The following is a 16,264-nucleotide window of genomic DNA, read 5'->3' as shown; positions in this document are numbered from 1 at the left end:
AATCGACAAAAAAAAAAAAACCCGCAGGCTTTCGCCTGCGGGTTTTTTTATAGAAAGTCGTTAAGAATTACTTCTTAGCGTTTTTCTCTTTTTGCTCAGCGATTACTTTTTCAGCAACGTTAGCTGGGCAAGCTGCGTAGTGTGAGAACTCCATAGAGAACTGACCACGGCCTGAAGTCATAGTACGTAGAGTACCGATGTAACCAAACATCTCTGACAATGGCACGTCACCCTTGATGCGAACACCGGTAACACCAGCTTGCTGATCTTTGATCATGCCACGACGACGGTTAAGGTCACCGATAACATCACCAACGTGATCGTCTGGAGTGAACACGTCAACGTTCATGATTGGCTCAAGAAGTTGCGCGCCAGCTTTAGGCATAGACTGACGGAATGCGCCACGTGCTGCGATTTCAAATGCTACTGCAGATGAGTCAACTGCGTGGAAACCACCGTCGTACAGCTCGATTTCAACGTCAAGAACAGGGAAACCAGCAAGAACACCGGTGTCCATCATGCTCTTAAAGCCTTTCTCGATTGCTGGCCAGAATTCCTTAGGAACGTTACCACCAACAACCACAGACTTGAAGGTAAAGCCAGAGTTTGGCTCACCTGGTTTCATGCGGTAGTCGATCTTACCGAACTGACCAGAACCACCAGACTGTTTCTTGTGCGTGTAGCTATCTTCAACTTGTTGAGTGATAGTTTCACGGTAAGCAACCTGAGGTTGACCAACGATTAGGTCTACACCGTAAGTACGCTTCAAGATGTCTACTTTGATGTCTAGGTGAAGTTCGCCCATACCTTTAAGGATGGTTTCGCCAGTTTCTTCATCAGTTTCAACTTGGAACGTTGGATCTTCAGCAACCATTTTACCGATCGCGATACCCATTTTCTCAGAACCGCCTTTGTCCTTAGGAGCAACAGCGATAGAGATTACTGGAGTTGGGAAGATCATTGGCTCAAGCGTACACTCGTGCTTAACATCACAAAGAGTGTGACCAGTTTGAACGTTCTTCATACCTACAACAGCGATGATGTCACCCGCTTGTGCAGTAGTCAGTTCGTTACGGTCGTTTGCTTGCATCTCAACCATACGGCCGATACGTTCAGTTTTGCCAGTCGCGCTGTTAAGGATGGTATCACCCTTCTTCATCACACCTGAGTAGATACGGATGAAAGTAAGTGCACCGAAACGGTCATCCATGATCTTGAACGCAAGAGCTTTTAAAGGCTCATCAGCAGAAACGATCGCGTATTCGCCGTTTGGCTCACCAGCTTCGTCAGTTAGCGGCTGTGGATCAACTTCTGTAGGAGAAGGTAGGTAATCTACAACTGCATCTAGTACAAGTTGCATACCTTTGTTCTTAAACGCAGAACCACAGAACGTTGGGAAGAACGTACAAGTACGAGTACCAGCACGGATACAACGCTTGATGTCTTCAATAGAAGGCTCTTCGCCATCCATGTAAGCCATCATTAGTTCGTCGTCTTGCTCAACCGCAGTTTCGATCATCTCTTCGCGGTATGCTTCTACGTCGTCAACCATGTCCGCAGGAACATCTTGAACTTCATAGTTTTCTGGAAGACCAGAGTCATCCCAAACGTATGCTTTACGCTCTAGAACATCCACAACGCCCACGAAATCGTCTTCGCGGCCGATTGGTAGAGTCATGATCAACGGAGTTGCGCCAAGCACTTTCTTGATTTGCTCAACAACGCTGAAGAAGTCTGCGCCCATGCGGTCTAGTTTGTTTACGAAAATAACTCGTGCAACTTCTGAGTCATTCGCGTAACGCCAGTTAGTTTCTGACTGAGGCTCAACACCACCAGAACCACAGAAAACACCGATACCACCATCGAGTACTTTCAGTGAACGGTAAACTTCAACGGTGAAGTCAACGTGTCCCGGAGTATCGATAACGTTAAAACGGTAGCCTTTCCAGAAACAGCTAACTGCTGCAGACTGGATGGTAATACCACGCTCAGCTTCCTGTTCCATGAAGTCGGTAGTAGATTCACCATCGTGAACCTCACCAGTTTTGTGGATTTGACCGGTAAGCTTAAGGATACGCTCGGTAGTAGTGGTTTTACCCGCATCAACGTGCGCGAAAATACCAATGTTTCTGTATTTACTTAGATCTGTCATTGTTCGTCTCTATAAACAATTACTGGCTTATATAAGGGCGTGGATTATAGCAGGCGTTGTCGCGTAAAGAAACATGTAGTACGCAGCGATATACGATAAGTTTTTTTCGCTGTATTTCTGTACACTTTTCAGAGCAAATCACGTCCGTTTCCTCAGGTCTAACCGCCAAACCAAACAAAAACGTAGCAGCGTATGTATTAGTCCTGATTCTAATGGAGCATTAAGACACTGTGTTGTGGTTGCAAACCGACCTTTTTTCAACCAAACCAATCTCTATTACTCCTCTTTGAGTGCTTCTCTCTCACAATCGAGATCAACGACTCGTTATTGCATAGATAAATCCCTATAGTCTGCGCGTATTTAACAGCCCAAGGAATTTACATGTCTTCTGCTCGTATCTCATCGTTGGAGATGGGCCGACTATTGGCCATATTCGCCGTCATCATCATCCACGCCGGACCATTGCGCGGCGAAGCCTATAGTCAAAGCATCAATATAGTCTCAGATGCGCTCAATCAACTGTCTCGTTTTGCTGTCCCCTTCTTCTTTCTTTTAACGGGATACTTTGTCCAGCAAAAATTGATACAAGATCCCATACAAACCTTCAGTCGCTATGCCAAGCCACTGATGACCATTTGGCTTGCTTGGAGCGTTATTTATCTACTGTTACCTTTCCGACTCGATGTCGTCATGAGTGAAGGGTATTTGGCGGAGCGAAGTGGGTACTGGAATTACTTGTTAGAAGCGCCTCTCAATACGCTTTTTGAAGGCGGAATGGTTCATCTTTGGTACATTCCAGGCTTGCTATGCGCGCTAGGTATTATGGCATTACTTATCAAGTATCATCAGCAACATCTCATGGTGCCTTTGGCTTTAGGGCTTTACGTTTGGGGGCTAGGCGCAGGAAGTTATCAAATCATTCTTGAAGGTAACGCGCCAATATTTACACGCAACGGACCTTTCTTTAGCTTACTCATGGTGGTTGCCGGGTTCGAACTGCGTCGCAGAAGCATTATGCTTTCATCAAACATCTCACTCGCGATGTTTATCGGCGGTTTATCGATGTGCCTTGCTGAAGGTGCGTTTTTGAGTCAATACGATATATGGATGGCGACACATGACTTCTTACTGGGAACGCCAATCATGGCTATCGGTATTTTCTGCCTGCTGCTAAATAACCCGCGATGGGGAAACCAGCCGATTGTAATGGCGTGGAGCCAGCGCGTACTGGGTGTTTACGTTGCACACTTTGTCATTATGATTTTATTGTTCAACGTTTTTGGCGCATACGGTATTGACGGTCCAACTAAAGATATCCTACTCGCCCCACTGACGATCTTACTGTCTTTTGCTTTCGTGGTATTGCTTGAAAAGCTTCCATTCACTCGTGTCTTAGTGCAAATGGAAAACAAAGGCTCCCTCTCCGTTTCCAAACAGAGTGCGCCTTAACCTAAAACACCGTGGGCCGTAAGATGAAATAAAGTCTCAACGGCAACAGAATAACGAGATGAACAAAGAGTCGTTATTCAACAGGCAAGTAAATAATCAAAAAAGAGAAAAGTCCGGGCTTCCGGACTTTTTCATTCATGGCAGTCAGCAATAACTTAGTCACGTATTAAGTTGTCAATTTTCTTTAGAAAACTGTCTTTCAAATGGGCCTGATCGTATTTGAGATCATACGTGTTGTGAAAACCAATATGCAATTCAACGCCATTACCCTTCAAAAACACGTTGTAGCCATCGTAATCCGTATACGCTTCGATCCCTTGATAGACTTTCCCAAATTCGGTATTAGTCCCTTTTTCCATCACCACTTCAAAAGCCGCTAACAACTTGGCTGCATTAAGTTCATTTTTCATTGCGTACCCCACGTATGAGTAGACTCGCTCGTTACACATGCAAAGACATCTCTTGGCTCGCTATTAACAGTATCATTTTCAACGATGATGAAAGCCAAAATGGAACAGCCAAAGAGTGATCAGAAACCATATGACAACCGCTTTAGACGAGAGCATCTTCGACATTTAATGCGAACAACTCGTCACTCTCGATGCAAGCGCATCGCTAGTAAGACACGGTCAAGCAATTAAAAATTAAGAATATTTTCTGTGTTTATCCGGTGACTCCGTTCACAGAAGTTGCATCCCATATTGGCGATTTACCTGTCTTTGGATCATAGCTAATTCACCGTGTTGTAAAAAAAATGAAACGAGATATTCGTAACGTTCGCTGCAGAACGTGCTGATTTGGCTCCGAGCAGCAAGGATGACGCCTACGCTGTACCCATAAAAAGGAACATAAAATGAATAGCTTAAAGATCACTGTTGCGCTCGCAGCAGGAACGTTACTCTCTGCACCCATTGCGAATGCTGAAACACTAAGATTATTGACTTGGGGTGGATATGCGCCACAAGAAGTGATTGATCAGTTTGAGAAAGAAACTGGCATTGAAGTTAAGGTCACCAAATCAAACAACGAAGACATGATTTCAAAACTTCGCGCAACACGCGGAGCAGGCTTTGATCTTGTTCAGCCCAGCCAAGACCGTATTACTGGTGCGCAACGCGATTTTGGGATCTATCAACCAATCGACATGAATAAAGTCGATACCTCGCTGCTTATCCCATCGATGGTTGACGCAACCAAGAAAAACACAGCATTAGATGGAAAAGTCTATGGCGTTCCACATATTTGGGGTACTAGCGGCTTAGTCATTAACACCAAAGACGCAGGCATCATCAAAGACTACACCGACCTTTGTAACGAACAGTTCAAAGGAAAGGTTTCTTACCGTCTTAAACGTCCTACCTTGATCGGTTTTGCATTCGCCATGGGTGAAGACCCGTTTGCTGCATACAACAATCCAGAAGAGTACAAAGCCATTTTGGATAAAGTCGAAGCCAAATTGGTCGCATGTAAGCCAAACGTAAAAGCATATTGGTCAGGTGGTGATGAATTGCTCAACCTTGTGCGTTCGGGCGAAGTTGTAGGCGCAATGGCATGGGATGCTGGCGGCTGGAAGGTCAATCGTGACAATCAGGACATCAATTTTGTCGCGCCAGCATCAGGCGCTCTAGGTTGGATTGATACTTTTGCGATTCCGAAAAAATCCAAAGCTGTTGATGCGGCATATCAATGGATAAACTTTGTAAACCAACCAGAAGTGGCAGCAAAAATCACTGAGTCCGCTGGTAATTTCACTGCATCGAAGGGCGCAGATAACTTTGTCAACGATACTGCCAAGGCACAGTTCCAAGCCAGCTTCCCTCAAGCAGATATCGATAACATCAAATGGTATCCGACCGTGCCTGCTGGGTTAGAGGAAATGGAAGGTTTAGTTCTCGACCGAGTCAAAGCAGCCAACTAATTTCACTATTTCCTATCACGGCCTGTGGCTCACACAGGCCGTTTTTATCACATTCTTAATCGTCAAGCCGTTAGTCAAGCCGGTAAGAATAGTGACTAGAACAAACCTACTGGCGGTACGCTCATGGATGAACAACAAATTCCGGATCTTGAATGTCGGGCACTTACCAAATCCTTCGCTGATTTCACAGCGGTTAACAACATAGACTTTACTGTACCAAATGGCAGTTTCTTCTCCATTCTTGGTCCATCCGGATGCGGTAAAACCACTCTCTTACGCATGTTAGCAGGCTTCGAGCAAGCCACCAGCGGCGACATTTTCATTAAAGGTAAACGAGTAAACGACATCAGCCCCAATCGTCGCCCCGTCAATATGGTGTTTCAGCACTTGGCGCTGTTTCCAACCATGACAGTGGCAGAGAACATTGCTTACGGCCTTCGCCGCCGCAAAACGCCCACCTCTGAAATCATTAAAAAAGTCGATGAAGTGCTCGCACGCGTCGGCCTTTCAGGCAGTGGCCCAAAGCAAATTTCACAACTGTCAGGCGGCCAGAAACAACGTATAGCAATCGCTCGCTGTTTGGTGCTCAACCCTGATGTATTGCTTCTTGATGAACCTCTCGGCGCACTGGATTTAAAATTGCGCGAGCAAATGAAAGTCGAGCTGAAGCATTTGCAGCAAGAATTTGGTACCACCTTTGTCTACATCACCCATGACCAATCAGAAGCGCTGGTAATGTCTGATCAAGTTGCTGTCATGAATCAGGGTGAGTTTGAACAGGTTGGGACGCCACAAGATCTTTACTATTCACCCGCCACAGCATTTGTTGCCAAATTCGTGGGCGAAAACAATCAGCGCTCAGGCACAGTAACGGCAATCAATGGCAACATCGTGACTTTAACTGGCGAAGGCGGCGACATCATGCAGGCAACGGCAGGAAGCCCATTGCGTGTTGGTGAACGTTCCGATGTATTTGTCCGCCCAGAAGCCATCAGCATTGCCTTGCCCAACGCCAAACCGACCCATGCTGACAATGGCTTTGATGTCGCGGTAAAAGAAATTCTGTTTGACGGCTCTCGCAGCCAACTGGTGGTGGATTGCCCACAACACCAAACACAGTTTTCTGTGCAACTGCCGCAAACCGAAGCATTCCGTCAGGTTCGTCCTGGAGACACCCTTTTTGTTCATTGGCAGGCGCAGTTATCACGTTGTTTGCCGTCGATGAAATAGGAGAAAACCATGATTGAACGAGGCAATCGGCTAGCTCTGTTTCTGTTGCTTACGCCTTTTTTGCTCTGGCTGTTGCTGCTGATCATCTTGCCCCATATGCAGATGTTTTCCATCTCTATCCATGATCGCGCGGTTGGCGGTGCCACCGTGTTGAGCATGGAAAACTACACCACATTCTTTAGTGAGCCACTGTATTGGCGCACATTTATGCGCACCGCTGTGATGTCTTTGCTTGCAACCATTTTGACCTTAGTCATCGCGTTCCCCATCGCTTTTTACATTGCCAAGGTGTGTCAGGGAAAAGCTAAGAGCCTTTTGTTTGTTGCTTGTTTACTGCCATTTTGGGTCAGTGAACTGGTGCGCTCATATGGTTGGATGATATTACTCCGTGAGTCTGGGTTAGTGAGTGGATTTCTTCAAGCGATTGGCGTCGTCGATCAACCGATTGAATTACTGTACAACGACGCCACCATCATGGTGGGCCTAGTTTACACCTCCATGTTATTTATGGTGGTGCCACTCATTACAACGCTCGACAGTTTGGACAATAGCCTAATTGAAGCTGGATATGACTTGGGCGGAAGCAGTTGGGATGTCATGCGAGAGGTGGTTATACCCCATGCCATGAGCGGCATCGTTGCTGGGTGTATTGTTGTATTTATGCTTACCCTCGGCAACTATCTCACCCCAACATTACTGGGCGGCAAAGATAGCCTTTGGTTTACCGAGCAAATCTTTACCCAATTCATTACCCGCTTTAATTGGGAACAAGGTTCAGCATTCGGCATTTTGCTGTTGGCGCTTTCATCATTGATGGTTTGGGGCGGCTTAAAGCTAACTCGCCAATCCTTCGTCAAGACTATGGGGTGACAAAATGATCCCTTCACTACCTACCAACAAATCATTCAGTCGTGTCTATCAAGCCTATGTGGCGTTGTTCTTTCTGTTTCTGATGCTGCCACTGGTCGTCGTGGCCGTGTTTGCCTTTAACGACAGTTTGTTTCCATCACTACCCTGGAACGGATTTACGATTGACTGGTTTACCGGAACACAAGCTCCCAAACTTGGCGTGTTCAACGACAGAGAACTCACTGATGGTATTGGTGTTAGTCTGTTTGTGGCTGTTGCAGTCACTCTCTGTTCGCTAGTTTTCGCGACCACCAACGCTTTTTTGTTCGAACGATTCGATTTTCGCTTCAAAGGATTTTGCTACGTGCTCTTGTTATTACCCTTAGTCATTCCGGGGGTGATCTTAGGGGTGTCAATTTTGTTGATGAGTAGCACCATCGCCAATGGAATAGAAGATAATATTGGTTGGGACATAGAATGGATGCGACCAGGGTTAGTGCTGGTCGTATTGGGCCAGTTTGCCTTTATTACGACCATCTGCACCTTGGTCATCGCAGCACGTTTGCGTAAATTTGATCTCAGCCTAGAGGAAGCCGCACTCAATCTTGGTGCCACGAAGACAGAAGCTGTCTTCACCATCACACTGCCTTTCTTACGACCGGCATTAATAGGTGCAGGGATCATCGCGTTTTTGATGTCGTTTGAGAACTTTAACACCACATTAATGCTAGTGGGTTCAGACGCGCCACTCACCATTGCCATGTTTGACCGACTTAGAGAAGGCTCAACGCCCGTGATCAATGCAGTGTCTCTGCTCTTGATGGTGGCTTCAGGATTACTTGCGCTTGCCAGTATTTGGGTGTCATCTCGAGGCAATCACGCCGACTGACAAAGGAGAACCCTTCGAGGGTTCTCTTTATCAGATCGTCCCTGACTTGAAATTAAAACCGAGACCCCGGTTGTTCCAAAAATGCGAGTTCTTCTGGCGTGCTTTCGCGGCCCAAAATGGCGTTGCGATGAGGGTAGCGACCAAAGCGATCAATAATGGCTTTATGGCGAACCTCAAACTCATAATTGTCTTCAAGCCCCACCTGATTGAAAAGCCGCAATGCTTCTTCATGAATCAACGCGGATTCACTGTGCATATAAGGCATATAAAGAAAGCTTCGTTGGATCGGGGGAAGTTCTCTGTCAATCCCTAAAGAAACCGCCTCCTGTGCCAACGCCAAGGCCAGCGGATCTTGAGAAAATGCCCTTGGCGTATCTCGATGAATATTGCGGGAAAACTGGTCCAGCACGATGATTTCAGCAAGACGCCCCGTTGGTTCTTCTCGCCAATTAAAATACTCTGCCCGCGATGCCGCTTCCAACACTCCCGAAAAACGCGATTCAATGCGTTGATCAACACTTTCATCTTTAGCAAAACATTGCTTTAAGGTCAGTTCTTCGAACCAAAATGTCAGCACTTTTCTATACATTGCCACTCTCCCTGCCATTATTCGACGAATGTCCTCGACGTTCAGCTTAGTGTAAACCGGCAATTTGTACTGTCACATGCCAGATAATTTGATGCGTGTTCCACGGTACTTCGGTTCGCCAAAAGCAAGTTGTCATTCTAACAAGCGAGATAGTTAAAAACATGTCTTAGGACGCAAGTGAAAAAGTGATCGAAAAAGAAAATGGCACTTTGATCGTGGAAATCAAAAAGATTCTCTCAGTTCAGTTTACGAGGCCCTCGATAAAATGAGAAAGCTTATCCTGCTCAGTCCGGTCTTTGGAGGTAGTCAATCTCATCAAGCGACCTAGTTACGCTTTAGCATCAACCAAGAAGGATACAAAATGGACGTTGTTACCCATTGGGCGTCACGCATACTCGAGATAAGCGCGGCACTGTTCGTGTTTTTTATCGGCTGCGGACTATTAGCAATTATCTACATTTATATTCGAGATGTAACCCAAACCAAGCAGGCCATACGCAGAAACTATCCTGTAATTGGGCGATTCCGTTACTGGTTTGAACACATGGGTGAATTCTTCCGCCAATACTTTTTCGCACAGGATCGTGAAGAACTCCCTTTTGATCGTGCGCATCGCAGTTGGGTATACCGAGCAGCCAAAAACGTAGATAGCACCGTTGCATTTGGTTCAACCCGACCACTGAATCAACCAGGCGATATCATATTCCTTAACTGTCCGTTTCCAACACTGACAGAAGATACAGCCCCAGCCAGTGAAGTGACAATTGGCGAAAGCGTCGCACGTAAGCCTTTTACCACGTCAAGCTTCTTCAACATTTCAGGTATGAGTTTCGGTGCACTGAGCGTACCTGCGGTGTTGTCTCTTTCCAAAGGCGCTAAAAAAGCAGGAATTTGGATGAATACCGGTGAAGGCGGTTTATCGCCTTACCACCTAGAAGGCGGCGCTGACATCATATTTCAAATTGGCACCGCTAAATACGGCGTACGCGATGAAAACGGCAACCTCAGTGATGAGAAGCTTAAAGAAATCGCGGCGCACGACCAAGTCCGTATGTTCGAAATCAAAATGAGTCAGGGTGCGAAGCCAGGTAAAGGTGGCATTCTCCCTGGAAACAAAGTCAATGCAGAAATATCTGCCATTCGGGGCATACCGGAAGGGCAAGATTCCATCAGCCCCAATGGTCACACTGACATTCAAAGCATTGATGAATTGTTAGATATGATCGCCAGAGTACGTGAAGTCACAGGAAAGCCAGTGGGCTTCAAAGCAGTGATTGGTGCATACGGTTGGCTAGATGATTTAATGGAAGCGATTCATGCCCGAGGTATAAAGTCGGCCCCCGACTTTATTACGCTTGACTCTGCAGATGGGGGAACTGGTGCTGCACCACAATCACTCATGGATTACATGGGGCTCCCTATCAAACGTAGTCTGCCGTTATTGGTCGACATTCTGAACAGTTATGGCCTGAAACAACGCATTAAAGTGATCGTCTCCGGCAAGCTCATCAACCCTGCCGAAGTCGCTTGGGCAATGTGTATTGGCGCCGACTTCATCGTATCGGCTCGTGGTTTTATGTTTTCGCTCGGTTGTATTCAAGCACTACAATGCAACAAAAACACCTGCCCTACTGGCATCACTACCCATGATCCGAAACTACAAAAAGGGCTGGTCGTAACGGACAAAGCTGAGCGTGTGGCCCATTACGCCAAAAACATGATGTACGAAGTCGGGGTCATTGCGCATTCGTGTGGTGTAAAAGAGCCTCGTCGCTTAAAACGATTTCATGCCCAGATGATCAATGATCATGGCTTACCACAATCGTTGGACGAAATGCACCCACCCGCTAACGTAAAGTCTCAATACCAAAATTCCTCACTGTAAATACTGCATCTCGGCCTCCTTGTGGAGGTCGAAGTTGCTTACACATTCGCTCATATCACCTCCCTTGCCCGCATGAGTTTGACACGATCACTACAGAGGGCTCACTGCAGATAGAAATCGATTTTTTCACCTACCTTAATAAGAAAATCAAATTAAAGTTTTAAAAGGTAAACAAATATCCATTATCGTCCAACATATGAGTCATTTTTATCTATATACATGGATTTATTTGTCATCATTATGTGGACATTTTTGACAACTTAAATGAATATTGCGCGCCTTTTACGCCCTAGTTGATACAAACCCTCCATTTGTAGAAATATGGGTTAATTTAGTTCCTTAATTTACGGTCCTAAAGACACACTTTATGAAGTCCATAAAACATAAAATCACGCTCTTCACTGGCATTGCCACTCTCGTTGCTATTAGCACCATGACCGCTTTTTCTCTCTACTCTTCCACGCAATTGCAAACACAGTCGAATGAACGAAATCAAGCATTGCTACTGGAAATGTTCAACAACGGGTTGCAGGCAGAACTCAGCAACGCTGCTGAACTCATAGCTGACGAACTTTCAGACAGTTTTCTTCAAACCTCATTACTGGCAGAAAACTTCTCTCGTATAAAAAGTAACAACGATTCAAATACTCGCGACACACTCCGTTCAAGCCTAAACCATCAACTACAAGGTTTGCTCAACAGCAACGACAATGCGCTCGGGGTTTTCTCCGCGTGGGAACCGAATGCATTGGATGGAAAAGACAGCCTTTACGCTAATCAGATCGGGCATGACAGTTCTGGACGTTTTATCCCCAACTGGACCCGCGACGTTTCTGGACGCTTCCAACTGGCGCCGTTGACAGGTTATGCCGATGAATCCCGCGTTGATGGCGGGGCTAGAATCGGCGAATATTACCTTTGCTCCCGCGACAGCAACAGAAACTGCCTACTCGATCCGTATGTGTATCCAGTTAACGGGCAGAATGTCCTGCTTACCTCCGTGGTATCTCCAATCAAGGTTAACGGTCAATTTGTCGGGATCACAGGACTGGATATTTCGCTCCAATCTCTCTCACAAGTGGCAGAATCGCTAAGTCAGCGTCTGTATAGCGGCCAAAGTCACGTCATGTTGGTTACTGATCGCGGCACTATCGCCGCAGACAGCGAAGACGAAGCGTTGGGGAAATCAGTCAAATCACTGCGTGGTGATGCGATGCAATGGTCAACACGACTGGGTCGCAATGGCTATCAGAGTTTCATCAGTGACGATGCTCAACGCATTACCGCGATGATCCCAGTGAAGCCTAATGCTGACACCGCACCGTGGTCATTGGTCGTGACACTCGACAAGACCTTAGTGCTCAAAAATGTTATCGCACTACAAGCTCAAGCGATTGAAGATCAACGCGACCAAACGCTAATTTCCCTCATGATGGGAGTGACCGTATTGCTGATTAACATCGCGCTGATTTGGATGATTGCAGGTCGTATCGCGTCTCCACTTCGAAGTACTTCGCAGTTTATGCTTCAAGTCGCAGACGGCAATTTCACTCGTCGGCTGACCGAAGAAGCAAAGGCGACAGATGAAACGGGCGAACTTGCTCGTGCCTGCAACACCTTCTTGGATCAAACCCAACAAGTGATCAAACAGGTGATTACCACCAGCCACGCGGTTTCTGATAGCACAATTCAATCTTCTGCGGTTTCTCAACAAACGCTTGAAGGCGTAAGCCGTCAAATGCAAATGGTGAATCAAGTTGCGACCGCTGCAACAGAGATGAGCACAACAGCCCAAACCGTTGCGGAACATGCAGAAAGTGCCGCCAGTGCAGCATCCACTACGCAGAATGCGGCAGCCCGAGGTCAGCGTATGCTGTCTGACGTTCAGCAAGCTGTCGTGAAGCTAGAAACTGAAATTTTGGAAGCGTCTAGTGTTATCGCCCGCCTAGGTGAAAACAGCCAAAACGTTCATGGCATTATTGATGTCATTAAAGGTATTGCCGACCAAACCAACTTACTTGCGTTAAATGCCGCTATTGAAGCCGCACGAGCAGGAGAGTATGGTCGCGGCTTTGCGGTCGTAGCAGATGAAGTTCGCTCTTTGTCACTGCGTACCCAGTCATCAACACAACAAATCTATGACCTCATCACTCAGCTTCAAGTGGATGCTAAAAGTGCCGTAGAAGCGATGGACTCTGGAAGTCAAAGTGCGCAAGGCTGCGTAGAATTGGCCAATGACGCCGCCGCTCAACTGACACAAATGACCGATGAAGTGGACAATATTTCTTTACTGAATACCGAAGTTGCCAGCATTGCTATTCAGCAAAGCATGGTATCCGAACAAGTCAGCCAAGATTTGGTGGAAATCAGCCAAGTGGTAACTGAACTATCAAACGCTGCAAACCAATCACAAAGCAGTAACCACCAACTGAAAGAAACCGCAGAGTCGCTCGACAAAATGGTCAGCCATTTCACGGTTTAATTCCCGCTTACTGAACACACCCAAAGGGGGCACTTCGTGCTCCCTTTTTGTTATTACATACAGGTGAGAGTGCTTTTTACTTAACCCACACTCGATCTCTCTCCTTTTTAGAGCCATTTAACAGTTGCTTTTAAAACCCACTATTTTTCATTCGAAACCGCAATTTCCATCATGTTTCGTGATTTTTCCTTCAATAGAATCTCTCGCAATGGATTGATAGGAGAAAGACAATGAATAGGATACCTGCACTGGACAGTATTCGCGGGCTACTGCTGGTATTAATGACCATCAACCATCTGATTTGGATCAGCGGTGGTCGAAGTGTACTTCAATACTTCTCGTTGCAACCTTTGGGTCAATTTGGTGCTGCGGAAGGGTTTGTCTTTATCTCGGGTCTTTTAGCAGGGGCGGTGTACTGCCGCAGTGAGTATTCAAACCGTGAAACAACCCAAAAAGTGTTGAACCGTGCTTTCACTATTTACAAGTATCACATTGCCAGTTTATTTATTGTGATGCTCTGGTTCTCCTTATGCATCTTTGCTTTTCCTTCTGCAGCCACGTCTCTTGGAAGTAGTTTCAATAATCTGTTAGAAGCTCCTATTGCGACGATTGCCCTGAGTGCCTTACTCATCAACAAACCCGATTTCTTAGAGATTTTACCACTCTATATCATGTTCATGTTGATCCTGCCGCTCGTGCTAGTCGCYTTTCGAAAAGGGTATTTATGGCTTGTATTGGCTGGAAGTGTTGTGGTTTGGGCTTTTAGTGGCAGCATTACTTCATCTGCACTATCTGCGTTACTTACATCCGTTGCACCCAATTTCAAGGCGCAATTTGGTTACTTTGACCCCTTTGCATGGCAGCTTCTCTTTGTCTCAGGCGCAGCGCTAGGCTTCAAGCAGCGACAAGGTACATTGAATTGGCATCACCCCATCATAACGGGTATTGCGGGCTTGTTTGCAATTGGCATGTTTGCAGCACACCACGGTGCTTTTCTGTCATGGGGTATTCATCAGGGTGTGCTTTATAACCTCGCAGATAAACCCGAATTAGGTTGGCTACGACTACTGAATCTTGCCGCTTGGATTTACCTCATCGCTGTAGTTATTCGCACAGCTCCCAATGCTCTAGTATTCAAACCGCTTGGCTATGTCGGTCAATACTCGCTTCAGGTGTTCACATGGCAAACCGTACTGATTTTCGCCTGTGCGCCATTCTTAAATTCGGTCAGGCTTTCTCCTTACTACACTGCTCTGGTTTTAGCCTGCACCGCGACGCTATGGGTGGTAGCGTGGTGGCAGGACAGTCGAAATAAAGCATCAAACACACTGCCAAAAACTGCTCTACTCGCGTCCACATTTGCTTTAATTCTGACCGCGAGTTTTGTGAGTACCAGACAGGACGCCTCTCCAGCCATTACAGAAGTATTGGACGTTAATCAAAGCTACCCTCTGACTGTCACAGTTAAAGATATCAAAGAAGACGATGCCGACATGATACTTCTGATATATACAGACGCCGATGATTTAACGGGCGCACCGAGCGAGCATTTCGGAACTTATACCACAGAGCAAATGCGCAATGGTGTTACGCTAGCACCGATACAGTCTGGAGACTACGCCATCTTGGTATTTCAGGATTTAGACAAAAACATGATGCTGTCGTTAAACGCTAGCGGCTTTCCATCGGAAGGGTTTGGCTTCAGTAACAACCCGATTCTTCAAGGTCCTCCAACCTTTGACATGATAAAGTTCTCTCATAACAAGACGCAGGCCAAGACGATCCATATGGTGAATATGTATTAGTGCCTCCAGCAGTTTCAGAAAAAAACAGACAAAAGAGAAGCGCCAACCAGCGCTTCTCTTTAGACATTTCGGAAGATGAACGCGCCTGTGTTATCGGTTTATCGGTTTATCGGTTTATCGGTTTAGCCAGTTTTGGGGCAAGCCCAGACTTACCGAGCTTGGTTTTTGCTGGCTTCGACAAACCTTTATTCAAGTAGGCAGGAAACGAAGCAAGGGAGTCCAACACTTCGTCTGGCGCCGAATAGCGAATATCAACACCATAATTAAACCCATAGCTCACACACACAACAGGACATCCTGCCGCTCGTGCAGCATTCACATCATTCACACTGCCTCCTACCACCATCAATTCATCAGGGTTTAATTGAAGCAACAATGCTGCTTCTAATAAACCGTCAGGAGAAGGCTTGGGCTCCTGAAGCGCGTCTCGACCAAGCACCAAAGCAAAGTGATTTCGAATTCCCAAACGAATCAATATGTCATTCGCCAACGACGTGGCCTGATTCGTCACCACCACCATTGGGACATTTTTCCGTGTAAGTTGACGTAAACACGCCTCCACGCCGGGATACAACTCCGCAGCCGCATGGTTACGCCGTTGATAGGCTTTCAAAAATAGTGCGCTTCCAATTCGAAAGAGTGAGTCGGGCACCACGCCGTCAATCTTGCGAGACAAAATACGATGAACCAACCTGTCTGTTCCATCGCCGATCCAGTCACGAACGAGCTCAGTGTTTAAGCTGGGCAGATGCAAATCTGCCAGCATTTCTTTCGCTGCCATACAGACGTCTTCGGCAGTATCAACCAGGGTACCATCCAATTCAAAAACAACGGCTTTCACCTCTGTTGCTGGCAACATAGGTCACTCCAAGGTCATGATTAGTTGAAGAACGCAGCCTTTAATGCACTTAGGCTTGCGCAGTAAGGGTTAGCCCTATCTGGAAGAGAAATACGTTTCGAATGCACAGTTTTAGGTCAACAGGAACGTTAGGGCTACGATAGGAAAAGGCAGCAGC

Annotated in this window: 12 protein-coding genes; 8 read left to right on the top strand and 4 right to left on the bottom strand. The window is 46.4% G+C overall.

Translation table 11 applies throughout. The features are described from left to right. Nucleotides 1-67: 67 nt before the first annotated feature. Nucleotides 68-2,152: an elongation factor G gene (gene fusA, locus L4D06_RS15720; RefSeq protein ID WP_274165328.1), complete on the bottom strand. Its 2,085-nt coding sequence runs from the start codon at nt 2,150-2,152 to the stop codon at nt 68-70. Between the two features lie 381 nt (nt 2,153-2,533). Here fusA and L4D06_RS15715 point away from each other — a divergent pair, with 381 nt between their 5' ends. After that, a complete protein-coding gene (locus tag L4D06_RS15715) occupies nt 2,534-3,601 on the top strand; it encodes an acyltransferase (protein WP_429740357.1) in 1,068 nt (355 codons plus the stop codon). Between the two features lie 155 nt (nt 3,602-3,756). On the opposite strand, the gene L4D06_RS15710 is transcribed toward L4D06_RS15715, so the two are convergent. Further along, entirely contained in the window at nt 3,757-4,011 is a 255-nt protein-coding gene (locus tag L4D06_RS15710) for a DUF3081 family protein (protein WP_429740356.1), read from the bottom strand. A 443-nt stretch (nt 4,012-4,454) separates the two neighbouring features. On the opposite strand from L4D06_RS15710, the gene L4D06_RS15705 reads away from it, so the two are divergent. The 4 genes from L4D06_RS15705 (at nt 4,455) to L4D06_RS15690 (ending at nt 8,487) form a co-directional block, all read left to right on the top strand. Further along, entirely contained in the window at nt 4,455-5,519 is a 1,065-nt protein-coding gene (locus tag L4D06_RS15705; protein WP_274165331.1) for an extracellular solute-binding protein, read from the top strand. Nucleotides 5,520-5,642: 123 nt separating this feature from the next. After that, nucleotides 5,643-6,749 (top strand): ABC transporter ATP-binding protein, encoded by a 1,107-nt coding sequence (locus L4D06_RS15700; RefSeq protein WP_429740355.1) that lies wholly within the window; start codon nt 5,643-5,645, stop codon nt 6,747-6,749. Nucleotides 6,750-6,758: 9 nt separating this feature from the next. After that, on the top strand, nt 6,759-7,619 hold the full coding sequence (locus tag L4D06_RS15695) for an ABC transporter permease (RefSeq protein WP_274165333.1): 861 nt from the start codon (nt 6,759-6,761) through the stop codon (nt 7,617-7,619). Between the two features lie 4 nt (nt 7,620-7,623). Then, nucleotides 7,624-8,487, top strand: coding sequence for an ABC transporter permease (locus L4D06_RS15690; protein WP_274165334.1), 864 nt, complete (start codon nt 7,624-7,626; stop codon nt 8,485-8,487). Between the two features lie 52 nt (nt 8,488-8,539). Here L4D06_RS15690 and L4D06_RS15685 read toward each other — a convergent pair whose 3' ends face one another. Beyond that, complete coding sequence (locus L4D06_RS15685) at nt 8,540-9,076, bottom strand: DUF924 family protein (RefSeq protein WP_429740354.1); 537 nt, start codon at nt 9,074-9,076, stop codon at nt 8,540-8,542. A 361-nt stretch (nt 9,077-9,437) separates the two neighbouring features. Here L4D06_RS15685 and L4D06_RS15680 point away from each other — a divergent pair, with 361 nt between their 5' ends. From L4D06_RS15680 to opgC, 3 genes are all read left to right on the top strand, one after another. Further along, complete coding sequence (locus tag L4D06_RS15680) at nt 9,438-10,961, top strand: FMN-binding glutamate synthase family protein (protein WP_274165336.1); 1,524 nt, start codon at nt 9,438-9,440, stop codon at nt 10,959-10,961. Between the two features lie 367 nt (nt 10,962-11,328). Then, nucleotides 11,329-13,443 carry a methyl-accepting chemotaxis protein gene (locus tag L4D06_RS15675; protein WP_429740353.1) on the top strand — a complete coding sequence of 705 codons (2,115 nt, stop codon included), beginning with the start codon at nt 11,329-11,331 and terminating at the stop codon, nt 13,441-13,443. Nucleotides 13,444-13,673: 230 nt separating this feature from the next. Further along, nucleotides 13,674-15,248: an OpgC domain-containing protein gene (gene opgC / locus L4D06_RS15670; RefSeq protein ID WP_429740352.1), complete on the top strand. Its 1,575-nt coding sequence runs from the start codon at nt 13,674-13,676 to the stop codon at nt 15,246-15,248. 106 nt (nt 15,249-15,354) lie between these two features. On the opposite strand, the gene L4D06_RS15665 is transcribed toward opgC, so the two are convergent. Then, entirely contained in the window at nt 15,355-16,107 is a 753-nt protein-coding gene (locus L4D06_RS15665) for an HAD-IA family hydrolase (protein ID WP_274165339.1), read from the bottom strand. Nucleotides 16,108-16,264: the final 157 nt, after the last annotated feature.

The sequence above is a fragment of the Enterovibrio makurazakiensis genome, assembly GCF_050336585.1.
GTDB classification, from domain to species: Bacteria; Pseudomonadota; Gammaproteobacteria; order Enterobacterales; family Vibrionaceae; genus Enterovibrio; species Enterovibrio gelatinilyticus.
This window is presented reverse-complemented; position numbering and strand designations above follow the sequence as displayed.

What these genes read in the sequence shown, in the direction of transcription:
- L4D06_RS15680 (WP_274165336.1), top strand. Translation starts at nt 9,438, where the DNA reads ATGGACGTTGTTACCCATTGGGCGTCACGCATACTCGAGATAAGCGCG.
- L4D06_RS15685 (WP_429740354.1), bottom strand. Translation starts at nt 9,076, where the DNA reads ATGTATAGAAAAGTGCTGACATTTTGGTTCGAAGAACTGACCTTAAAG.
- L4D06_RS15690 (WP_274165334.1), top strand. Translation starts at nt 7,624, where the DNA reads ATGATCCCTTCACTACCTACCAACAAATCATTCAGTCGTGTCTATCAA.
- L4D06_RS15710 (WP_429740356.1), bottom strand. Translation starts at nt 4,011, where the DNA reads ATGAAAAATGAACTTAATGCAGCCAAGTTGTTAGCGGCTTTTGAAGTG.
- L4D06_RS15695 (WP_274165333.1), top strand. Translation starts at nt 6,759, where the DNA reads ATGATTGAACGAGGCAATCGGCTAGCTCTGTTTCTGTTGCTTACGCCT.
- L4D06_RS15700 (WP_429740355.1), top strand. Translation starts at nt 5,643, where the DNA reads ATGGATGAACAACAAATTCCGGATCTTGAATGTCGGGCACTTACCAAA.
- L4D06_RS15665 (WP_274165339.1), bottom strand. Translation starts at nt 16,107, where the DNA reads ATGTTGCCAGCAACAGAGGTGAAAGCCGTTGTTTTTGAATTGGATGGT.
- L4D06_RS15705 (WP_274165331.1), top strand. Translation starts at nt 4,455, where the DNA reads ATGAATAGCTTAAAGATCACTGTTGCGCTCGCAGCAGGAACGTTACTC.
- L4D06_RS15715 (WP_429740357.1), top strand. Translation starts at nt 2,534, where the DNA reads ATGTCTTCTGCTCGTATCTCATCGTTGGAGATGGGCCGACTATTGGCC.
- fusA (WP_274165328.1), bottom strand. Translation starts at nt 2,152, where the DNA reads ATGACAGATCTAAGTAAATACAGAAACATTGGTATTTTCGCGCACGTT.
- L4D06_RS15675 (WP_429740353.1), top strand. Translation starts at nt 11,329, where the DNA reads ATGAAGTCCATAAAACATAAAATCACGCTCTTCACTGGCATTGCCACT.